The sequence below is a fragment of the Streptomyces sp. XM83C genome (assembly GCF_023072675.1).
Lineage (GTDB): Bacteria > Actinomycetota > Actinomycetes > Streptomycetales > Streptomycetaceae > Streptomyces > Streptomyces thermocoprophilus.
In genome coordinates this window covers 1-19,898 of record NZ_JALLGL010000102.1, presented here as the reverse complement: position 1 = coordinate 19,898, position 19,898 = coordinate 1, and the positions used below count along the sequence as shown (strand labels likewise).

Genomic DNA, 19,898 nt, shown 5'->3' with positions numbered 1-19,898 from the left:
GTCCGGCCGCGTGCGTGGTGACGCCCGGCGGGCCGACAAATCCCAAACAGGACAGTCGAGACGTCAGTCAGGCGAGGGGTCAGACCCACCAGCGGCGTCACCACGTCACATCCTCACTGTCAGGCGTGTCGAACGGGTACTTCGGGTTCAGGCGCGCCGTCGGCTCCCCCGGACCGGCCGCCGGCGCGGGCTGCGCCGCCGACGACCCGGGCGCCCCGGCCGAGGACGCGCCCAAGCCCATGGGTCCGCCGCGGTGTGCCTGGCCGCGACCGTCCGACGGGTCGGGCAGCTCGCGCCGCGTGGCACCGAGCCGGCTACGGCGTCTCGTCACCGCCGCGGCGGGCGCGCGGATCGTCCTGCACAGCGGGCACGCGGACGGCCTCGGAGGCAGCGGCCGAGCCCACCGGATCGGCCACGCCGGACGGGCGGACGAGGTCGGCCGCGGCGGAGGCGTACCCGGCCTCGGGCGCACCGGAGGGACGGACAGCCTCGGCCACAGCGGAAGGGCGCCCGGCCTCGGCCGCGACGGAGGAGTACCCGGCCTCGGCCACGGCGGGCAGGCGGAAGGTGTCCGGGCGCGCGGGCACGGTACGGCCGCGGGCCCGCCACTCCCTGACGAGTCCGGCGTAGATCGGTGTCCCGCTCCACAGCCCGCCGTCGGCCGGCTCGATGCGGGCGCGGAGCGTGCCGTGCCGGTCGGGAACAGGTGGCTTCATGCCGGAGGAAACGCCTCGGGCGCCACGCTGATGCGCACCGGATGCCGGCGGTCACCGGGGCGAGTGAGCACATCCCCCGTTCGGCGCCACCAGACAGAATGTTCATCAGACTTTCACATCGCGTTCTCGGTGCCGGGGGCCGGACACCGCCCCGACGCCCGCCACCGCTCCACGACAGAACTCCCGGCAGAGGTCGGAGATCCCACGATTTCCGCGACGGCCGCGAGGCCTGCGGACAGCGCCACGCGCACCGGTGCGATGCGACACGCCGCCCGAGCCTCGGCGCACAAGAACCCGCGCCCGCCGTCTTGGACCTGCACGGCGGCCAAGGGACGGTCACGGGTGCACGAGCCCTGCGACGAGAGCGCGGACGACGGCCGCGCCGTGATCACCGGGCGGCCGAGCGGCACCCTAACCGGAATCCGCGTCCGCGCTCAACTCACGTTCCGTGCACGGCATTTCCGACACATGACGCAGAAGTGGGCCCAAGACGAAAACTTTCGGAGCGAAGTCTCGCCCGACCGTGCGAGATCGGTCGATGACGGTGTGTACTGTGCTCCGGGCGCCCCTCCACGGGCCCCTCCCGCACCCCCCTGCCCTCTGGAACCGTTTCATGATCGAATTACCGGACCTGGTGGCCGGCGGTCTCGCCGCCGGCACGCTGTCCGCGCTCGCCCTGGGCGGCGGTCTGCTGCACTCGCGGCGCCGGCTGGCGCGGCAGCAGGCGGAGTCCGCCGCGTTGCGCGGCCGACTGGACGAAACTCTGCGGGCGTTGACGGCCGAGGTCGAGCATCTGGCCGCCAGGCGGCTGCCCGCGGCGGCGCGCGCCCTCGCCCACCCGCACGTCACGGTGCCCGGCCCCCTGCATCCGCAGACGGCCGGATCGCCCCTGGGGCACGCCCTGGACGGTGTGCTCCAGGCCCTGCGGGTCGAACTCGCCGCGCAGCAGGTCCGCGTGGACGCCGCGGCCCAGGCCGGCATGCGCGGCGCGACCCGCGAGATCCAGGCCGCGCTCTACCGGCTGCAGGACGCGCTGCGCGGACTCCAACAGCGCTACGACGACCCCGAGCTGGCTCAGACGCTGTTCGAACTGGACCACGAGAACGAGCAGTCGCTACGCCGCGCGCAGGTCGCCGCCGTGGTCTGCGGGGCGTGGGTGGGACTCGCCCGCGAGGAGTCCCACCTCGTCGACGCGGTCACCGGCGGACAGTCGCGGCTCGCCGGCTTCCGCCGGGTGTCCGTGCACAACCACCTCCGGCCGGGCACCGCCCTGGTCTCCCACGCCGTCGAGCCGGTCGCCATCATCACCGCCGAGCTGCTCGACAACGCGCTGCGGCACTCGGCGCCCGACACCGAGGTCATCGTCAGCCTGGAGCACGTCCACCACGGCGTGTGCGTCACCGTGGACGACGCCGGTGTCGGCATGACCCGCGACGAACGGGAGCGCGCCCAGCGTCTGGTGGCCGGACGCGACCCGATCCTGCTGACCGACCTCGGGGACCCGCCGCGCATGGGTCTCGCCGCGATCGGGCAGCTCACCCGGCAGTTCGACCTGACCGTGGACGTCTCGTCGACGTCGCCGTACGGCGGTGTCCGCGCGGTGCTGCGGGTCGCCGAGCATCTGCTGAGCCACATCGACCCGGCGGAACGGCCGCCCGCGGTGAGCGCCCCCCGCTCCACCCGGGAGAACGCACCCGACCAGCCGGAACAGGCCGTCCGCGCACCGGCCGCCGACGCGCCCGACGACACGGGTCCCGCGGCCCCCGCCGACGGCGCCCGCGCCGTCCCCGCACTGCCGGTCTCCGGGGCGCCCGTGCACGCCTACGGCACCGAACTCCCCGGCGCCGCCTCCGGGGACGTACCCGCGCACGACGACGACCGGCGGGACACCGGCGGCCTGCCGAGGCGCAGGCGCCGCACCCCGACGACCGCCGCCGCAGCCGACGTGCCCGCGCCGCGGGGTGTCGCCCCGCAGCCCCCCGAGCGGGCGGCGGCAGCGCTGGGCGCGCTCCAGTCCGGCACCGCCGCGGCCCGCGCCGGAAGCACACCCGAGACCGCAGAACCGACGAACGACACCGAGAACGAAGGAGAGACGGCTCGATGACCAGCCGCGAGACGGGTGACACGGCATGGGTGCTGGAGCCGATCCTGCAGGTGCCGCACGTGGTGGCGGCCGTCCTGCTGACGCGGGACGGACTCGTGACCGGATACACCGACGCGCTCTCCCAGCCCTCCGCCGAGCGGGTCGCGGCGATCACCTCCACCGTGCAGGGCGCGGCCCGCACGGCCGCCGCCGCGTTCGCCGACGCCGACCGGGCGGAGATCCGCCAGGTGGTCATCGAGTCCGACCACGGGTACGTGCTGATCGTGCCGACCGACCACGGCACCTGTGTCGCCGCGTACGGCGACAGCGAGGTGCGCCTGGATCTGCTGGCGCACCGGGTCCACTCGCAGGTGGCGCGGCTTGCCGAGAAGGCGATGGTGGCCGCGCCCCGGGGAGCCGACGGCGCGCCCGTATGACCGCCCGCCCGGGCGGCCGCCCCCTGGTCCCCGCCTATCTGGCGACGGGGGGCACGGCCCGGCACCCCCGGCTGCGGCTGGAGCGGCTGTCGCTGCTCATGCTCAGCGGCCGGCCGGTGCCCGACGGGCTGTCCCCCGCGCAGTTGGCGCTGCTGGACGAGTTGGCCGACGGGACGCTGACGGTGGTGGAGGCGGCTGCGCTGCTGCGGCTGCCGTTCTCCGCCGTCCGTGTCATCGCCGCCGAACTCGTCGACCGGGACCTGCTGGTGACCCGCGCGCCGATCCCGCCCGCCGAACGGTTCGACCCCGACCTGCTGAAGAGAGTGGCCGATGGCCTCCGCGCCCTCAAGCACTAGCCGCATCCACCTGCCGGACACCGCCCGCGATCTGGTGAAGATCCTCATCACGGGCCCGTTCGGGGTGGGCAAGACCACGCTGATCGACTCGGTGTCGGAGATCCGGCCGCTGCACACCGAGGAGCACCTGACCGAGGCGTCCGCGCAGGTGGACGATCTGGACGGGATACGCGACAAGTCGACGACGACCGTCGCCGTCGACTTCGGCCGGATCAGCCTGCCCGACGGGATCGTGCTGTATCTGTTCGGCACGCCCGGCCAGGAGCGGTTCCGGCCGCTGTGGGACGACATCGCCTACGGCGCTCTCGGCGCGCTCGTGCTGGTGGACAGCCGCCGCGTCGACGCCTCGTTCGACGTGCTCGGGCTGGTCGAGGAGTCCGGGCTGCCGTACGCGGTGGCGTTCAACGCGTTCCCGGACGCGCCCCGGCACTACACACCGGACCAGTTGCGTGCCGCCCTCGACCTGGAGGCGGGCACCCCGATGGTGACCTGCGACGCGCGGGAGGCGAACTCCTCCATCGACGCGCTGCTCGCCCTGGTCCAGCACCTGATCGACCGTCAGAACACCGCCGCTGCCCCGGAGTCCGTGTGACCACCCAACTCTCAGCCCAGGAGGCGTTCTCCCGTTCGGCGCCGGTGCGCCTGTGGGAGGACGGCTTCGCCCGCGACCCGGACCGCTACTACGCCGCCCTGCGCGCCCAGGGGCCCGTCGGCTGGGCCGAGCTGGCGCCCGGTGTGCCCGCCTATCTGGTCACCGACCGGCAGGCGGCGCTGGACGTGCTGCGCGACGACAGCACGTTCTCGCACGACCCCCGGCCCTGGGAGGCGACCGTCGCGGACGACTCCCCCGTCCTCGGCATGATGCGGTGGCGGCCCAACGCGCTGTTCGCCGACGGCGACGCCCACATCCGCTACCGCACCGCGCTGATCGACGTGTTCGACATGGTCGAGCCGCACGACCTGCGGGCCCGTGTCCACCGGGCGGTGCGGGTGCTGGTCTCCCGTATGGGCCCGCGCGGCGAGGCCGATCTGGTGGGCGAGTTCGCCCGCCCGCTGATGGCTCTCGTGCTGAACAACCTGTTCGGCCTGCCGGACAGCTACGGCGACCGGCTCAACCAGGGGCTGGGCAAGATGATGGAGGGCGGCGCGCAGGCCGCCGAGGGCGAGGCCGAGTACGGCAGGTACGTACTGGAGCTGATCGCCGCCAAGACGGAGCAGCGCGGCGACGATCTGCCGAGCCGGCTGCTGGACCACCCGGCGGGACTCACCCCCGACGAGGTGACCTGGCAGGTGTTCCTCACCCTCGGCGCCGGGTACGAGCCGACCGCGAACCTGGTCTCCAACGCGCTGTCGCGCATCCTCGGCAACGCCACCTTCTACTCGACGCTGACGAGCGGCGCCCGCCCGGTGATGGACGCGGTGGTGGAGGTGCTGCACCACGAGACACCGCTGACCAACTACGGCGTGTACTACGCCCGCAAGCCGGTGTCGTTCCACGGAGTGTGGCTGCGGGCCGCGGTGCCGGTCGTGGTGGCGTTCGGGGCGCTGGCCGGTGAGTCCGAGCAGCGTCACGGCAGCGTGCGGCACCCCGGCGACGCCTCCCATCTGTCGTGGGGCGCCGGCCCCCACACCTGCCCCGTCAAGCAGCACGTGCTGCTGATCGCCACCGAGGCGATCGAACGGCTCACCCAGTGGCTGCCCGACCTGGAGCCGGTCGTGCCGCGTGACCGGCTGACGTGGCGGCCCGGCCCGTTCCACCGCTCGCTGACCGCGCTGCCCGTCCGGTTCAGCCCTCGCACCATCGACCTGGCAGGAGATCCGACGTGACCGTGACCGACCGCATCGCCATCGACCCGTTCGGCGCCGACATCCCCGCCGAGAGCGCCCGGCTGCGCGACCTCGGCCCGATCGTCCCCGTGGAGCTGCCCGGCGGGATACCCGCCTGGGCGCCCACCCGCTACGAGACCCTGAAGGAGCTGATCCTCGATCCGCGGGTCAGCAAGGACCCCCGGCAGCACTGGCGGCTGTGGCCCGAGGTCGGCGAGCACCCCTCGTGGGGGTGGATCCTCGGCTGGGTCGGTGTGATCAACATGCTGTCCACGTACGGCGCCGACCACACACGGCTGCGCAAGCTGGTCGCGCCCAGCTTCACGCAGCGGCGCACCGAGGCGCTGCGCACGCGCGTGGAGGAGATCACCGCGCAGCTCCTCCAGGACGTGGAGGCGGCGGGTGCGGACGGGCAGGTCGTCGATGTGAAGGCGCTGTTCGCGCACGAGCTGCCGATGCGGATCATCTGCGAGCTGTTCGGTGTGCCGGAGGACATGCGGGAGGCGAACGTCCGCCTCGTCGCCGCGATCATGGACACCTCCGACCCGAGCCCCGAGCACGCCGCGTTCGTGCAGGAGCAGATCGGCACGGTGCTGGGCGGGCTCATCGCGTACAAGCGGGAGAACCCCGGCGACGACATGACGACCGAGCTGATCCGGGTGCGTGACGAGGACGGCGACCGGCTCAGCGACGAGGAGCTGCTGTACACGCTGCTGCTGGTCATCGGCGCCGGATTCGAGACGACCGTCAATCTCATCGGGAACGCGGTCGTGGCGCTGCTGCGCGACCCGGCGCAGCTGGCCGCCGTGCGCGAGGGGAAGGTCTCCTGGGAGGGCGTGGTCGAGGAGACGCTGCGGGTGCATCCGTCGATCGCGTCGCTGCCGCTGCGGTTCGCGGTGACGGACCTGAAGGTCGGTGACGTGACGATCCCGGCGGGTGACGCGATCATCACGACGTACGCGGCGGCGAATCAGGACCCCGAGCACTACGGCGCGGACGCGGCCGTGTTCGACGCTGCGCGCGGCGCGGACGACCATCTGGCGTTCGGGATCGGGGTGCACCGCTGCATCGGCGCGCCGCTGGCCCGGATGGAGGCGCTGACGGCGCTGCCCGCGCTGTTCGAACGGTTCCCCGGGCTGCGGCTGGAGCGGGAGGAGCTGGAGCAGGTGCCGTCGTTCATCGCGTTCGGCTGGCGGGAGATCCCGGTGCGGCTGCGGGGCTGAGGCGCGGCAGGAGCGCGACCGGACCCCCGTTCCGGTCGGGCTCCTGCGGCTGCGTGTCGAACCTACGCGTCCGCTTGGCCGGCTGTGAACCGTGTCCGTGCCCGGCGAACGGGCCGCCGGACTCACCTGTGCACAGGTCGGTCCCGATCGCCCGGTTCCTCCGGGCCCAGGGCGGGCGGTGCGAGGTCGCCGACGGCCAGGTGGGCGAGGACGACCTCGTACAGGTCGCCGCCGCCGCACAGCAACTGGCGTTCGAGGACGGGTTCGGCGGCGCGGACGTGCTCGCGGACGGTCTGGGCGTGCACACCGAGCCGTTGCGCGGCCCGCTCCGCGTTGGCGCCGGCGGCGATCCAGGCGCGCAGGGTGCCGCGCAGATCACGGCTGTCGGCGTTCAGGCGGGCCAGCAGATCGCGGGCCCACACCTGCACGGCGGGTCCGGCGAGCAGCGCGGTCAGCCCGGCGGTGCCGGTCGGTGCCTCGTCGCCGGCCGGTGCCGGTTCCTCGGGTGGGCACGCGCGCGTGTTGAGGGCGAGGTGGACGGCGGCCCGCGCGGCCAGGTCGGTGAAGTCGGCGCCGAGCAGGGCCTCGGTGCGGGTCATCCGGGCGCGGACGGTGTTGCGGCTGACGCCGAGCACCTTGGCGGCGTTGACGGCGGTGAACTCCAGACCGAGCCGGGTCGTGGCGAGGAGTTCGCCGCCGGTGTGGTGCGGCAGCCCGGCGAGGGGCCGCAGCAGCCGGTCCGCCCAGGCGGCGAGCGCAGCCGGGTCCATCAGCCGTTCGGGGTGGCTGCGTTCGGCGTAGACGGCAGCCTTGCCGGGGCGGAACCGGGCGACGGCGAGCGCGCTGACGGCCTGCCCGTACGCGCCGGCGGTGCGGGCGAGGCTCTGCCGGGTGCTGCCGCCGAGGTAGGTGTACGGGCGCGGCTCGACGAGCTCGCGCAGCGCGGGTCCGGCCCGCTCGTCGGGGGCGACGACGATGACGTGCGCCTCGACGGCGGGGCAGCGCACCACGAGGGCCTGCCCCCCGGTGGCGGCGAGGCACTCGTCGGCGAGGGTGTCGCGGTCCTCGGCGCGGCCCTCGACGACGTACACACAGGCCGTGTCGGTGTCGAGGAGTCCCGGCCACAGCCCGGCGGCGACACGGCGCGCGGAGACGGTGTCCTCGACCATGAGGAGCTGAAGGATGGCCAGCCTGAGGTCGGCCGCCGCCCGCCGCAGCCGGTCCTCGGTCTCGGTGGAGCCGCGGGCCCGCAGCAGGACCTCCAGGACGGCCGCGGTGTGGGTGACGGCGTCGGCGGCCTCGCGGTCGAAGGGGGCGATGCGGGCGACGGTCAGCACGCCGGGGGTCGCCGGCAGGTCTACGCGGACCAGCCGCACGTGCCGGCCCCGGCCGTCCCAGGCGGCGGAGGCGATCCGGCCGCGGACGAGGTCGTCGGTGAGGGCGTCGTCGACGGGGACCGGTTCGCCCGCGAGGAGCCGCCCCGAGGCGTCGGTGAGGGCGACGGTCCCCCGCACGGTACCGGCGAGCCAGGCGACGACCTTGCCGGTGTCGCGTCCCGCGGGCCGCAGGTGCCCGAGGAGCTGCCGGGCCCACGCCGGGTCGCTTTCGGGTGTCCCCTCCGCTGGGCAGGTCATGCCGGCCGTCTCCTCGTGCTGTGGTGCTCGGTGCCGGGCGGACGTTACCGCACCCGGCCCCGGGCTGTGCAGGACCGTATCGGCGCACGTGGGAGGCGGCGGCGCGGAGCGGGCACGGCGGGCGGCGGGGCTGCCCTGCGCGGCCGGGCGCGGCGGCATAAGCTCGGCGGATGGCGAAGTACTACGACGTGCACCCGGACAACCCCCAGCCGCGCACCATCCACCAGGTCGCCGAGAGCATCCGTCAGGACGCTCTCATCGCCTACCCGACGGACTCCTGCTACGCGCTGGGCTGCCGGCTGGGCAGCCGTGACGGCATGGAGAGGATCCGGTCCATCCGGCATCTGGACGACCGGCACCACTTCACGCTCGTGTGCCAGGACTTCGCGCAGCTCGGTCAGTTCGTACGGGTCGACAAGGACGTGTTCCGCGCGGTGAAGGCGTCCACGCCGGGCAGCTACACCTTCATCCTGCCGGCGACGAAGGAAGTGCCGCGGATGCTCCAGCACCCGAAGAAGAAGACGGTGGGTGTGCGCATCCCGGACCATGTGGTCACACAGGCGCTCGTGGCGGAGCTGGGCGAGCCGCTGCTGTCGAGCACGCTGCTGCTGCCGGGCGAGGACGAGCCGATGACGCAGGGGTGGGAGATCAAGGACCGGCTGGACCATGTGCTGGACGCGGTGCTCGACTCCGGTGACTGCGGCACCGAGCCGACGACGGTGATCGACTTCTCGGGGGGCGAGGCGGAGATCGTACGGCGCGGGGCGGGGGACACCAGCCGGTTCGAGTGAGCGGGGAGGGGCGCGGCGGCCCCCGGCCGGGGGCGGCCGTGTCGCCCCTGCCGTGCTCCCGACCGTGCTCCCGGGTGCCGTACCGGTGAAATGTTGTGTTCACCGGATTGACATGAACGCACCCCGCAGCCACTCTGAGAGCGCTCTCAGAATTGGTCCGGACCACCCCTCCCCAACCGGTCCGGGCACCCCCCACACCCCCTACGGAGGTGGCGCGTGCGCTCACGCCTCACACGCCGGTCGCTCGTCACGGCCGCCGCGGCCGGTCTCGTCGCCGCGGGACTCGCCGTCCAGGCCCCGTCCGCCGGGGCAGCCGTCCCCGACACCGTCCCGCTGACCCTGGCCAACAACTCCGGGCGCGGTGACACCGTGTACGTGTACACGCTCGGCACACTGCTCTCCACCGGACAGCAGGGCTGGGCCGACGCGAACGGCACCTTCCACCCCTGGCCGGCCGGCAGCGTGCCGCCGGTCCCCGCACCCGACGCGTCCATACCGGGCCCCGCGGCCGGCCAGTCGAAGACGATCCGCATCCCCAAGATGTCGGGCCGGATCTACTTCTCCTACGGCCGCAAGCTCGACTTCCGCCTCGCCACGGGCGGTCTCGTGCAGCCCGCCGTGCAGAACCCGAGCGACCCGAACCACGACATCCTGTTCAACTGGTCGGAGTACACGCTCGACAACGACGGGCTGTGGCTGAACAGCACCCAGGTCGACATGTTCTCGGCGCCGTACGCGGTCGGCGTGCAGCGCGCGGACGGGAGCACCACGACCACCGGGCATCTCAAGCCGGGCGGCTACAACGGCGTGTTCGACGCGCTGCGCGCCCAGCCGGGCGGCTGGGGCGGGCTGATCCAGACCCGCTCCGACGGCACCGTGCTGCGCGCGCTGTCCCCCGGGCACGGCGTGGAGGCGGGTGCGCTGCCGGCCTCGGTGATGGACGACTACATCAACCGGGTCTGGCAGAAGTACGCGTCGACGACGCTGACCGTCACCCCGTTCGCGGACCGGCCCGACACCAAGTACTTCGGGCGGGTCGCCGGCAACGTCATGAACTTCACCGACTCCTCGGGCGCGGTGGTGACCAGCTTCCAGAAGCCGGACGCCGACAGTGTCTTCGGCTGTCACAAGCTGCTCGACGCACCCAACGACCAGGTGCGTGGCCCGATCTCGCGCACGCTGTGCGCGGGCTTCAACCGGTCCACGCTGCTGGTGAACCCGAACCAGCCGGACAGCTCCTCGTCGGCCTTCTACAAGGACTCGGTGACCAACCACTACGCCCGTGTCATCCACGAACGGATGGCCGACGGCAAGGCGTACGGGTTCGCCTTCGACGACGTCGGCAACCACGAGTCGCTGGTGCACGACGGCAACCCGCGCCAGGCCTATCTGACGCTCGACCCGCTCGCCTGAGGCCGCGCCGACCGCCGTACGGCAGGCCACGGTTCGGCCCCACCGGGGCACCGTCACGGTGCCCCGGGTGGCCGGCACGCATCGGGCCGCGGACACCGATCCGCCGGTCGACGAGGAGGTTTTCATACCGCTGCAATGATCAGGCCGTACTCCGACCGTACGATCGTCGTCGTACCGCGAGACGGCACTCGGGTGCCGGGACGACGGAGGTGTCCGTGCCGCCGACCGCACGACCGCTGCGCAAGCTGGGCTTTCTGACCATCGGCCTGTTCGACGAGGCCGACCCGCGGCGCGGGCACGAGTCCACGCTGGAGATCATCGAGCTGGGCGAGCGGCTCGGCTTCGACAGTGCCTGGGTGCGTCACCGGCATCTTCAGTACGGCATCTCCTCCCCCGTCGCCGTGCTGGCGGCTGCCTCGCAGCGCACCCGCCGGATCGCGCTCGGCACGGCGGTGATCCCGCTGGGCTGGGAGAACCCGCTGCGGCTCGCCGAGGACCTGGCCACCGTCGATCTGCTGGCGGGCGGCCGGCTCAACCCGGGCGTGAGCGTGGGTCCGCCCGGCCACTTCGACCGGGTGAGCAACGCCCTGTACCCGGACACGGCCGACGCGGAGGACTTCGGGCACGCGAGGGCCGAGCGGCTGCTGGACTGCCTGCGCGGCAAGCCCGTCACCGACTTCTCCGGCACCGAGGGCTTCGAGGTCTTCTCCGACCGGGTGCAGCCGCACTCCCCCGGACTGTCCCGCCGCGTCTGGTACGGCGCCGGCAGCCTGCGCTCGGCCCGCTGGGCGGGCGAGCAGGGCCTGAACCTCCTCACCAGCAACGTGGTACGGGCCGACGACCCGGACGGGCCGTGGGACTTCGCGGAGATCCAGCGGTCGCTGATCCGCGCGTTCCGCGCAGCCCGTCCCGACGGGGACGCGGCACGGGTCTCCCAGGGTCTCGTCGTCGTCCCCACCGACTCCGCGACCGCCGAACAGCGCGCCCGCTACGAGGAGTACGCCGCCCGCCGGCTGCCGCGCACCGCCCAGCCGCAGGGACCGGGCCGGCTGCTGTTCGCGCCGGATCTGGTCGGGCCGTCCGAGGAGATCGCGGAACGGCTGCGCGCGCACGCCGCGTTCCGCGAGGTCGACGAGGTCGCCTTCGCCCTGCCCTTCACCTTCGGGCACGAGGACTACGTGCAGATCCTCACCGACATGGCGACGAAGCTCGGGCCCGCGCTGGGCTGGACACCGGCCGGCTGAGCCGCCGTCGACGGCCGCTGCCGCCGGGACGGATGCCGGGGGGCGCTGCGGGCGTGTGACCGTCGGTGTCCGGGCCGGACCGGTCTGCCGAGCTCCTCCCCGTGCCGGTGTCGCGGACTCCGTGGTGTTCTCGGGTCCGCCGGGCGTCGTTCCCGCTCGAGTCGCTGCCTTCGCGCGAACGTGACGGGACACCGGGGTCCCGTGCCCCCGTCGCGGCCGGGGACTCGGCGCCGCCGGAGTCCCGGTCGATCAGGCGGCGGACGCTCCACCCACCGTGGTGATCCACGCGGCTCTTCCGGCCCTTCTCAGGTCTCCTCGACCCGCCGGCGTTCGCCGGCCTCCTGCGGGGCGGTCAGGCTGCCGAGGATGTCGAGGAGCTCGGCGCTCCGGCTGCCGGGCTCGGCGTGGAAGACGACCAGCGTGAGTCCGTCCGTGCCGTCGATGCTCAGTTTGTTCGACTGGAGGTCGAGTTCGCCGACCTGAGGGTGCGCCAGGTGGCTGACACGGCCGCGCCGGGGCCGTACGTCGTGGCGGGCCCACAGGGTGCGGAAGCGTTCGCTGTGCAGGGACAGCTCGCCGACCAGGTCGCGCAGCCGGGGATCGTCCGGGTCGCCTCCGGCGGTCGCGCGCAGGGCCCCCACCCCTTCGGCGGTCAGCTCCGTCCAGTCCCGGCGCAGCGCCCGTTCGGCCGGGTCGAGGAACACGGCCCGCAGCAGGTTGACGCCGGGCCGGTAGTTCGGGGAGAGCGCGGCGGCGAGGGTGTTGGCGGCGAGGCAGTCGGTGTACCGGTTCTGCACATAGGCGGGGGTGCGCGGCCAGGTGTCGATGAGCTGCCGGATGCTCGCCGGCACCTGCTCGGTGAGCCGCCCGGGGCGGGCGCCGGCCTCGGACCGCCGGCGGGCAAGCCCGAGGAGGTGGGCCGTGGCGTCGGCGTCGAGCCGCAGCACGCGGGCGACGGCCTGCAACACCTGGGCCGAGGGGTTGCGGTCGCGGCCCTGTTCGAGGCGCAGGTAGTAGTCGGAGCTGATGCCCGCCAGCAGGGCGACCTCCTCGCGGCGCAGCCCGGGCACGCGGCGCAGCCCGCCGCCGGGCAGTCCGACGTCCTCCGGCCGCACCAGGGCGCGGCGGGCGCGCAGGAACTCGCCGAGTGCGTTCGAACCGTCCATGCCCCCACCGTACGGCGTGCCGCGCGGGGTCGGCTGGTCCTGTCACTCCCAGGAACGGCGGGGTACTGCCGTACCGCGCGCGGCGGGCGCACGGTGGGTGGTGCACGGCGGGAGCCGCCCCGCAGGGGGGCTCCCGCCGACGGATCCCGAAAGGCACGAAAGGCACAGCATGTCCGTGACACTCGCCGGAACGATCACTCCCGCCGACGGCCTGACGCTGACCCGCGTCGGCTACGGCGCCATGCAGCTGGCGGGGCCGCACGTCTTCGGCCCGCCGCGGGACCGCGCACGGGCCGTGGCGGTGCTGCGGGCCGTGGTCGAGGCCGGCATCACCCATATCGACACGGCCGACTTCTACGGCCCGGTCGTCGTCAACGAGATCATCCGTGAGGCGCTGCACCCCTACCCGGAGGGTCTGCACCTGGTCACCAAGGTGGGCGCCAGGCGCGGCGCGGACGGGTCCTGGATCATGTCCCGGCACCCGGAGGACCTCAAGGCGCAGGTGTACGACAATCTGCGCAACCTCGGCGTGGACGCGCTGGACGTGGTCAATCTGCGGCTGGGCGACCAGGACACGCCGAACCGGGAGCCCGTCTCCGAGCAGTTCGGCGCGCTGGCCGAGCTGCGTGAGAAGGGTCTGATCCGGCACCTCGGGCTGAGCGCGGCCTCCGTGGAGCAGCTCGACGAGGCCCGCCGGATCGCGCCCGTGGTCACCGTGCAGAACCTGTACAACCTGGCGGTGCGCCGCGACGAGGCCCTGCTGGAGCGGTGCGAGCAGGAGAACATCGCGTTCGTGCCGTACTTCCCGCTCGGCGGTTTCACTCCGCTGCAGTCGGAGACGCTGAGCAAGGTCGCCGCGCGGCTGGAGGCGTCCCCGCAGCAGGTGGCCCTGGCGTGGCTGCTGCACCGCTCCCCGGCGATCGCGCTGATCCCCGGCACCTCCTCCCCCGAGCATCTGCGGGAGAACATCGCCGCGGCGGCGCTGACGCTTCCGGAGGACGCGCTGGCCGAGCTGGACACCATCGGGGCGAACTGAGCCCGTACGCGGCGGGGGGTGAGGGCGCCGGCGGGGGCCGGTCACTCGGGCAGGGGCTGCTCGGCCCAGATCGTCTTGCCGCCGGCGAGCTGCCGGCTGCCCCAGCGCTGGGTGAGCTGTGCGACCAGCAGCAGGCCCCGGCCGCCCTCGTCGTAGGCGTGGGCGCGCCGCAGGTGCGGTGAGGTGGGGCTGCCGTCGGACACCTCACAGATCAGGGCACGGTCGCGGATCAGCCTGAGGCGGATGGGCGGGGTGCCGTACCGGATGGCGTTGGTGACGAGTTCGCTGACGACCAGCTCGGTGACGAACGCGGCCTCCTGAAGGCCCCAGTCGGCGAGCTGCTCGACGGCCGCCTGCCGGATGTGGGTGACGCGCGCCGGGTCGGGGGGCACGTCCCAGGTGGCGACGCGGTCCTCGCCGAGCGCGCGGGTGCGGGCCAGCAGCAGGGCCACGTCGTCGACGGGGTCCTCCGGCAGGACCGCCTTGAGCACGGTGTCGCACAGCGCCTCCAGGTTCCGGGCCGGTGCGGCGAGGGCGCGGCACAGTTCCTCGGTGGCGCGGTCGACGTCGCGCTCGGGGTGCTCGACGAGGCCGTCGGTGTAGAGCGCGAGGAGGGATCCCTCCGGCAGCTGGAGTTCGGTCGCCTCGAAGGGCAGGCCGCCGACGCCGAGCGGTGGCCCGGCGGCCATGGGGACGAGCCGTACCGTCCCGCCGGGCAGCACGATCACCGGGGCGGGGTGTCCGGCGGCGGCCATGCACAGCCGGCGGTCGACGGGGTCGTACACGGCGTACAGGCAGGTGGCGCCGAGTTCGGCGACCTCCCCGCCGTCGGAGACGCCGTCGCCGGCGAGGTGCGTGACGAGGTCGTCGAGGTGGGTGAGGAGTTCGTCCGGGGGCAGGTCGACATCGGCGAGGGTGCGTACCGCCATGCACAGCCGGCCCATGGTCGCCGTGGACGGGATGCCGTGGCCCACGACGTCGCCGACGACGAGGGCGACGCGGCTGCCGGAGAGCGGGATGACGTCGAACCAGTCGCCGCCGATCCCGGCGAAGGAGCCGCACGGCAGATAGCGGTGGGCGACCTCGGCGGCGGACTGGCCGGGCAGTCCGCGCGGCAGCAGGCTGCGTTGCAGGGCGAGCGCGGTGCCGCGTTCCCGGGCGAAGCGGCGAGCGTTGTCGATGCACACGGCGGCCCGGCTGGCCACCTCCTCGGCGAGGACGGCGTCGTCCTCGGCGTACGGCTCGGGCTGGGTGGTGCGTACCGCGACGGCGACACCGAGGGTGATGCCGCGGGCCCGCAGCGGCACCGCGACCACCGAGTGGGCCGATTCGCGGTAGGGGCGGCCCCCGGGGGCGCGGATGTTGCGCTCGGCGACCCACCGGTGGAAGTCGGGGTCGCCGGCGCCGCTGAGCACGGCGTGGGCCTCGCGCAGGGCGCGGGCGGGGGCGGAGTTCGGGGGGTAGACGTCGGTGTCGCCGAGGTGGACGGCGGCCTCCGGGGTGCCCGGGTGCGCGGAGCCGTGGGCGACGCGGCGCAGGACGGCGTCCTCGGGGTCCGTGGCCGGGGGTTCCTCTCCGCCGAGCACCCAGTCGAGGAGGTCGACGCTGACGAAGTCGGCGAACCGGGGGACGACCAGGTCGACGAGTTCCTCGGCGGTGCGGACCACGTCGAGGGTGGTGCCGATGGTGGTCGCGGCCTCGTTGAGCAGGGCCAGCCGCCGCCGGGCGCGGTGCTGGCCGGTGCTGTCGAAGGCGGCGAGGGCCACGCCGACGATGTCGTCGGTGGTGTCGCGGACCGGCCACATCTCGATGTTCCAGGCGTGCTCGCGGATGCCGGACGGGGTGCGGACGGAGTGCTCGCACCGTACGGGGAAGCCGGTCTCGGTGACCTCACGCAGCCGCTCCAGCAGTTCCGGGCTGCGTTCGGTGTCGTCGACGGTGCCGGGGTAGGCGCGGCCCAGCACCTCCTCCTCGGCGACGCCCAGGATCCGCCGGGCGGTGGCGTTGAGGCGCAGGTAGCGCTGGCTGGTGTCGAAGACGGACATCGACATCGACGCCTGCTCGAAGGCCTGCCCGGCCAGGGTCGGCTCGGGGCGGGTGGCCGCGGCGGGGCCGGGGGCCGCGTCGAGGCGGGGTGCCGCGTCGGGCCGCGGGGAGGCCTCCGTACGGGTGGGCGGCTCGGCGCCGGCGGACGGCTCGGAGTCGGCGGACGGCCGGGCGCCGGGCGGGGACTCGGCCGCGAGGGCCGGCTCCGCGGTCACGGCGTAGGCGTACGGCCTGCCGTCGGCGCCGTGCAGCGGGCAGGTCCGGACCCGCACGGGTACGGCACCGCCGTCGCGGTGCCGCAGCACGAGGGTGCCGGCCGGTGAGCGCAGCGACCCGCCCGGCGGGGGTCCGGCGATCAGCTCGCGCACGGCACGGCCCACGACCTCCTGGGCGGGGTAGCCGGTGAGGCGCCGGGCGCCGTCGCTCCATCCGGTCACGACACCTCGGATGTCGACGACCGCGGCGGCGGCGACTTGCTCCATATCGCCAGGATGGTCCCATCCGTCGGCGGCATCAACCACGCGGGATGCCGCACGCCCCCGTCGCCGGGCCCCGGGGGCCCCTGGCGGCGGGGGCGGGACGGGTCAGCCGCGGCGGTCGCGCAGCGCCGCGAGGGCGCGGTCGGCGTGGGTGTTCATGCGCAGCTCGCTGCGGACGACCTCCAGAACGGTGCGGTCCTCGGCGATGACGAAGGTGGCGCGCCGGGTGGGGGCGAGGGAGAAGCCGCGCCGTACGCCGAACAGCTCCCGCACCTTGCCGTCGGGGTCGGACAGCAGCGGGATGCCGAGCCCGTGCCGGCCTGCGAACTCCTGCTGCCGTTCGACGGCGTCGCCGCTGATGCCGACGGGGCGGGCCCCGACGGCGGCGAATTCGGCGGCGAGATCACGGAAGTGGCAGGCCTCGGCGGTGCAGCCGGGGCTCAGGGCGGCCGGGTAGAAAAAGAGGACGACCGGCCCGTCGGTGAGGAACTCCGACAGGGTGCGGACGGTGCCGGTCTCGTCGGGCAGGGCGAAGTCCTCGACGCGGTCCCCGGGCTGCGGCGCACTCATGCCGTGCCCTGCGCGGTACGGGCGACGCTGCGGGCCCACAGCACCAGCGGCAGCTGGAGCGGGAGCCGGGCGAAGGCCGCGGTGCGCTGCGGGGCGGGGCGGTCCCGCCAGTCCAGGGCCATCTTGACGTTGGCGGGGAAGACCCCGACGAAGAACCCGGCCGCGGCGTGCGCCGCTGCCCTCCGGGTGCGGGGCAGGGCCACACCGGCCGCGAGGGCCAGCTCGGCGACGCCGCTGGCGTAGGTCCAGGCGCGGGGCGAGCCGGGCAGTGAGCGCGGCACGATCGCGTCGAACTGCCGGGGTACGGCGAAGTGGGCGGCGCCCGCGGCGGCCAGCAGGCCGGCGAGCAACAGAGGCGAGCGACGGGACACGGGTCCTCCCGGTGGGGGCGACGGCCAGGCGCGCGATATTACTGGACGGTAAATGCCGTTCGGTGGCCGGGGTGGTCCACGGCGCGCACCCGGCCGCACCGCCCCGGTCCCAAAGGCGGGCGCAGCCCGCCCGGACCCCGGAGCCCCGAAGTTCCGAAGCCCTCGAAGCAGGCGTCAGTCCGTGTCCGCGGCGGCGGCGTGGGCGAGGAAGTCGTCGACCATGCGGTGGAAGAGGCCGGCGAGCCGGGCCAGCTCCTCGGGCGTCCAGTGGGCGAGCGCGGCCTGCATGCCGCGCACCCCGGCGGCGCGGATGCGGCGGACGGCATCGCGGCCGGCGTCGGTCAGTTCGATGCGCTGGGCCCTGCCGTCGTCGGGGTCGGGCACGCGGGTGACGTACCCGGCGCGGCACAACTGCTGCACGGTGCGGGTGACGTGGGAGGCCTCCACGCCGAGCCGGTGGGCGAGTTCCCCGGGCCGCAGGGGCTCGGCGTCGGCGACCTGGCGCAGCAGGGCGACGGCGGCGCGGTCGAGAGGCACGCCCGCGCGGTCCATGAGACGCTCGTGCTGCCGTGCCCGGGTGCTGAGGTAGGTGATGCGGCTCAGCGCCCGCTCGATCTCGGCCACCTCGGGGGAGGCTCCGGGGACGGCGGACGGCGGGGAGGTCGGCATGCGCCAACGCTACCATCTCGTTGCGTTACGCAATCAACTGTCGCGCGCCGGGCGATGTCCGGTACCGAGCGGCCGTTCATTCGCTCCGGGCGACACCGGCCGTCAGCGTGCGCAGCAGTTCCATGGCGGTCCCGCGCTGCTCGGCGGTGAGCCCCATGGCGTCGCCGATGACCGGCGGCACCGCGCACGCCTGCTGCCGCATCTCGCGACCCTTGCCGGTGAGGGCGACGACGACGGACCGTTCGTCGTCGGGGCTTCGCCGCCGCACCACCAGACCGGCCGTCTCCAGGCGTTTGATCAGCGGGGACAGGGTGCTGGACTCCAGTTGCAGGGCGGCGCCGATGTCGCCCACGGACAGCGGCTCGCGCTCCCACAGCACCAGCATGACCAGGTACTGCGGGTAGGTGAGGCCCAGCTCGTCGAGGAGCGGCCGGTAGCGGGCGGTGACGGCGCGCGAGGCGGCGTACAGGGCGAAGCAGAGCTGGTCCTCGAGGAGCAAGGAGTAGTCCTCGGCGGTGGTGCCGGGTTCCGTCGGCATGTCGTGGCTCCCTGTCGTCGCGGCTCGCGGTGGACGGCGTGCGGTCCGGCCAGCGTAGCCGTGTTCAGCGTTCCCGACTAAGTCGCCTCCGATTCAGTTGCGCACGACTTAATCGTGCGCTACTTTATTGGCGTGCCCGGCGGACAGGCCGGCACGGGCCGCCGGGACCGAGATGTCCCGGCCCGCACCTGAGGAGTCCCTCATGAACGAGACCAGCAAGAACTTCGACAGCCGCCCGGTCCTGGAGCCCGCAGCGGCGGAGTTCGCCGCGGCGACGGCGAACCCGCCGTACCTGTTCGATCTGGCTCCGGAGGAGGGCCGCAAGGCGGTCGACGAAGTGCAGTCCGGTGAGATCGACAAGCCGGACGTCGACGAGGAGTGGGTGACCGTTCCCGGCGGTCCCACCGGCAGTGTGCGGGCCCGGATCGTCCGCCCGGCCGGCACCACCGGCACCCTCCCGGTGATCGTGTACCTCCACGGCGCGGGATGGGTCTTCGGCAACGCCCACACGCACGACCGCCTGGTGCGCGAACTCGCCGTCGGTGCGCAGGCCGCGGTGGTCTTCCCGGAGTACGACCTCTCCCCCGAGGCCCGCTATCCGGTCGCGATCGAGCAGAACTACGCGGTGGCCCAGTGGATCGTCCGGGAAGGCGCCGCGAAGAACCTGGACGCCGGCCGTATCGCGGTCGCCGGTGACTCGGTCGGCGGCAACATGACCGCCGCGCTGACGCTGATGGCCAAGGAGCGCGGTGACGTGCCCCTGGTGCAGCAGGTGCTGTTCTACCCGGTCACCGACGCGAGCTTCGACACGCCCTCGTACCACGAGTTCGCGACCGGCTACTTCCTGCGCCGCGACGGCATGCAGTGGTTCTGGGACCAGTACACGACCAGCGAGGACGAGCGGGCCCGGATCACCGCGTCCCCGTTGCGGGCCACCACCGAGCAGCTCGCCGGGCTGCCGCCGGCGCTGGTCATCACCGCCGAGGCCGACGTCCTGCGCGACGAGGGCGAGGCGTACGCGAAGAAGCTGCGCGCGGCCGGTGTGCCGGTGATCGCCACCCGCTACCAGGGCATCATCCACGACTTCGTGATGCTGAACGCCCTGCGCGGCACCCAGGCCGCGGACGCGGCCATCACCCAGGCGGTCACGGTGCTCCGCAAGGCACTGCACGACGCCTGACAGTGAGGATGTGACGTGGTGACGCCGCTGGTGGGTCTGACCCCTCGCCTGACTGACGTCTCGACTGTCCTGTTTGGGATTTGTCGGCCCGCCGGGCGTCACCACGCACGCGGCCGGAC

Annotated in this window: 19 protein-coding genes; 11 read left to right on the top strand and 8 right to left on the bottom strand. The window is 73.8% G+C overall.

What is annotated here, in order from left to right:
* Positions 1 to 314: 314 nt before the first annotated feature.
* On the bottom strand, positions 315 to 716 hold the full coding sequence (locus MTQ10_RS14080; protein ID WP_247467077.1) for a hypothetical protein: 402 nt from the start codon (positions 714 to 716) through the stop codon (positions 315 to 317).
* Between the two features lie 613 nt (positions 717 to 1,329).
* On the opposite strand from MTQ10_RS14080, the gene MTQ10_RS14075 reads away from it, so the two are divergent.
* The 6 genes from MTQ10_RS14075 to MTQ10_RS14050 are packed head-to-tail and all read left to right on the top strand — an operon-like array spanning position 1,330 to position 6,642.
* Positions 1,330 to 2,820 (top strand): ATP-binding protein, encoded by a 1,491-nt coding sequence (locus MTQ10_RS14075; RefSeq protein ID WP_247467075.1) that lies wholly within the window; start codon positions 1,330 to 1,332, stop codon positions 2,818 to 2,820.
* Positions 2,817 to 3,236, top strand: a complete 420-nt coding sequence (locus MTQ10_RS14070; protein WP_247467072.1) for a roadblock/LC7 domain-containing protein — start codon at positions 2,817 to 2,819, stop codon at positions 3,234 to 3,236. Before MTQ10_RS14075 ends, MTQ10_RS14070 begins: the two co-directional genes overlap by 4 nt.
* Positions 3,233 to 3,592 (top strand): DUF742 domain-containing protein, encoded by a 360-nt coding sequence (locus MTQ10_RS14065; RefSeq protein WP_247467069.1) that lies wholly within the window; start codon positions 3,233 to 3,235, stop codon positions 3,590 to 3,592. The genes MTQ10_RS14070 and MTQ10_RS14065 overlap by 4 nt, the downstream gene beginning before the upstream one ends.
* A complete protein-coding gene (locus MTQ10_RS14060) occupies positions 3,567 to 4,184 on the top strand; it encodes a GTP-binding protein (protein ID WP_247467065.1) in 618 nt (205 codons plus the stop codon). The genes MTQ10_RS14065 and MTQ10_RS14060 overlap by 26 nt, the downstream gene beginning before the upstream one ends.
* The gene (locus MTQ10_RS14055; RefSeq protein WP_247467063.1) at positions 4,181 to 5,419 is read left to right on the top strand and encodes a cytochrome P450; all 1,239 of its coding nucleotides are present in this window, start codon (positions 4,181 to 4,183) and stop codon (positions 5,417 to 5,419) included. Before MTQ10_RS14060 ends, MTQ10_RS14055 begins: the two co-directional genes overlap by 4 nt.
* Entirely contained in the window at positions 5,416 to 6,642 is a 1,227-nt protein-coding gene (locus MTQ10_RS14050; protein ID WP_247467060.1) for a cytochrome P450 family protein, read from the top strand. Before MTQ10_RS14055 ends, MTQ10_RS14050 begins: the two co-directional genes overlap by 4 nt.
* A gap of 122 nt (positions 6,643 to 6,764) precedes the next feature.
* Here the strand turns inward: MTQ10_RS14050 and MTQ10_RS14045 are convergent, their stop codons facing one another.
* Positions 6,765 to 8,276 (bottom strand): PucR family transcriptional regulator, encoded by a 1,512-nt coding sequence (locus tag MTQ10_RS14045; RefSeq protein WP_247467057.1) that lies wholly within the window; start codon positions 8,274 to 8,276, stop codon positions 6,765 to 6,767.
* A gap of 170 nt (positions 8,277 to 8,446) precedes the next feature.
* Between MTQ10_RS14045 and MTQ10_RS14040 the strand changes: the two genes are divergently transcribed.
* The 3 genes from MTQ10_RS14040 (at position 8,447) to MTQ10_RS14030 (ending at position 11,724) form a co-directional block, all read left to right on the top strand.
* Positions 8,447 to 9,067: an L-threonylcarbamoyladenylate synthase gene (locus tag MTQ10_RS14040; RefSeq protein WP_247467055.1), complete on the top strand. Its 621-nt coding sequence runs from the start codon at positions 8,447 to 8,449 to the stop codon at positions 9,065 to 9,067.
* Between the two features lie 216 nt (positions 9,068 to 9,283).
* Positions 9,284 to 10,480 carry a glycoside hydrolase family 64 protein gene (locus tag MTQ10_RS14035; RefSeq protein ID WP_247467051.1) on the top strand — a complete coding sequence of 399 codons (1,197 nt, stop codon included), beginning with the start codon at positions 9,284 to 9,286 and terminating at the stop codon, positions 10,478 to 10,480.
* 215 nt (positions 10,481 to 10,695) lie between these two features.
* The gene (locus MTQ10_RS14030; RefSeq protein WP_247467048.1) at positions 10,696 to 11,724 is read left to right on the top strand and encodes an LLM class flavin-dependent oxidoreductase; all 1,029 of its coding nucleotides are present in this window, start codon (positions 10,696 to 10,698) and stop codon (positions 11,722 to 11,724) included.
* A 305-nt stretch (positions 11,725 to 12,029) separates the two neighbouring features.
* On the opposite strand, the gene MTQ10_RS14025 is transcribed toward MTQ10_RS14030, so the two are convergent.
* Positions 12,030 to 12,890, bottom strand: coding sequence for a helix-turn-helix domain-containing protein (locus MTQ10_RS14025; protein ID WP_247467045.1), 861 nt, complete (start codon positions 12,888 to 12,890; stop codon positions 12,030 to 12,032).
* A gap of 169 nt (positions 12,891 to 13,059) precedes the next feature.
* Between MTQ10_RS14025 and MTQ10_RS14020 the strand changes: the two genes are divergently transcribed.
* Entirely contained in the window at positions 13,060 to 13,926 is an 867-nt protein-coding gene (locus MTQ10_RS14020) for an oxidoreductase (RefSeq protein ID WP_247467042.1), read from the top strand.
* 41 nt (positions 13,927 to 13,967) lie between these two features.
* Here the strand turns inward: MTQ10_RS14020 and MTQ10_RS14015 are convergent, their stop codons facing one another.
* The 5 genes from MTQ10_RS14015 to MTQ10_RS13995 form a co-directional block, all read right to left on the bottom strand.
* Positions 13,968 to 16,454 (bottom strand): ATP-binding SpoIIE family protein phosphatase, encoded by a 2,487-nt coding sequence (locus tag MTQ10_RS14015; protein ID WP_247467039.1) that lies wholly within the window; start codon positions 16,452 to 16,454, stop codon positions 13,968 to 13,970.
* Positions 16,455 to 16,556: 102 nt separating this feature from the next.
* Positions 16,557 to 17,021: a peroxiredoxin gene (locus tag MTQ10_RS14010; RefSeq protein WP_247467035.1), complete on the bottom strand. Its 465-nt coding sequence runs from the start codon at positions 17,019 to 17,021 to the stop codon at positions 16,557 to 16,559.
* Positions 17,018 to 17,392 (bottom strand): DoxX family protein, encoded by a 375-nt coding sequence (locus tag MTQ10_RS14005; RefSeq protein WP_247467032.1) that lies wholly within the window; start codon positions 17,390 to 17,392, stop codon positions 17,018 to 17,020. Before MTQ10_RS14005 ends, MTQ10_RS14010 begins: the two co-directional genes overlap by 4 nt.
* Positions 17,393 to 17,566: 174 nt before the next feature.
* The gene (locus MTQ10_RS14000; RefSeq protein WP_247467015.1) at positions 17,567 to 18,061 is read right to left on the bottom strand and encodes a MarR family winged helix-turn-helix transcriptional regulator; all 495 of its coding nucleotides are present in this window, start codon (positions 18,059 to 18,061) and stop codon (positions 17,567 to 17,569) included.
* A gap of 76 nt (positions 18,062 to 18,137) precedes the next feature.
* Complete coding sequence (locus MTQ10_RS13995; RefSeq protein WP_247467013.1) at positions 18,138 to 18,599, bottom strand: MarR family winged helix-turn-helix transcriptional regulator; 462 nt, start codon at positions 18,597 to 18,599, stop codon at positions 18,138 to 18,140.
* A gap of 202 nt (positions 18,600 to 18,801) precedes the next feature.
* Between MTQ10_RS13995 and MTQ10_RS13990 the strand changes: the two genes are divergently transcribed.
* Positions 18,802 to 19,779 (top strand): alpha/beta hydrolase, encoded by a 978-nt coding sequence (locus tag MTQ10_RS13990; protein ID WP_247467009.1) that lies wholly within the window; start codon positions 18,802 to 18,804, stop codon positions 19,777 to 19,779.
* Positions 19,780 to 19,898 lie beyond the last annotated feature (119 nt).

What these genes read in the sequence shown, in the direction of transcription:
- MTQ10_RS14080 (WP_247467077.1), bottom strand. Translation starts at nt 716, where the DNA reads ATGAAGCCACCTGTTCCCGACCGGCACGGCACGCTCCGCGCCCGCATC.
- MTQ10_RS14075 (WP_247467075.1), top strand. Translation starts at nt 1,330, where the DNA reads ATGATCGAATTACCGGACCTGGTGGCCGGCGGTCTCGCCGCCGGCACG.
- MTQ10_RS14070 (WP_247467072.1), top strand. Translation starts at nt 2,817, where the DNA reads ATGACCAGCCGCGAGACGGGTGACACGGCATGGGTGCTGGAGCCGATC.
- MTQ10_RS14065 (WP_247467069.1), top strand. Translation starts at nt 3,233, where the DNA reads ATGACCGCCCGCCCGGGCGGCCGCCCCCTGGTCCCCGCCTATCTGGCG.
- MTQ10_RS14060 (WP_247467065.1), top strand. Translation starts at nt 3,567, where the DNA reads ATGGCCTCCGCGCCCTCAAGCACTAGCCGCATCCACCTGCCGGACACC.
- MTQ10_RS14045 (WP_247467057.1), bottom strand. Translation starts at nt 8,276, where the DNA reads ATGACCTGCCCAGCGGAGGGGACACCCGAAAGCGACCCGGCGTGGGCC.
- MTQ10_RS14040 (WP_247467055.1), top strand. Translation starts at nt 8,447, where the DNA reads ATGGCGAAGTACTACGACGTGCACCCGGACAACCCCCAGCCGCGCACC.
- MTQ10_RS14025 (WP_247467045.1), bottom strand. Translation starts at nt 12,890, where the DNA reads ATGGACGGTTCGAACGCACTCGGCGAGTTCCTGCGCGCCCGCCGCGCC.
- MTQ10_RS14020 (WP_247467042.1), top strand. Translation starts at nt 13,060, where the DNA reads ATGTCCGTGACACTCGCCGGAACGATCACTCCCGCCGACGGCCTGACG.
- MTQ10_RS14015 (WP_247467039.1), bottom strand. Translation starts at nt 16,454, where the DNA reads ATGGAGCAAGTCGCCGCCGCCGCGGTCGTCGACATCCGAGGTGTCGTG.
- MTQ10_RS14010 (WP_247467035.1), bottom strand. Translation starts at nt 17,021, where the DNA reads ATGAGTGCGCCGCAGCCCGGGGACCGCGTCGAGGACTTCGCCCTGCCC.
- MTQ10_RS14000 (WP_247467015.1), bottom strand. Translation starts at nt 18,061, where the DNA reads ATGCCGACCTCCCCGCCGTCCGCCGTCCCCGGAGCCTCCCCCGAGGTG.
- MTQ10_RS13995 (WP_247467013.1), bottom strand. Translation starts at nt 18,599, where the DNA reads ATGCCGACGGAACCCGGCACCACCGCCGAGGACTACTCCTTGCTCCTC.
- MTQ10_RS13990 (WP_247467009.1), top strand. Translation starts at nt 18,802, where the DNA reads ATGAACGAGACCAGCAAGAACTTCGACAGCCGCCCGGTCCTGGAGCCC.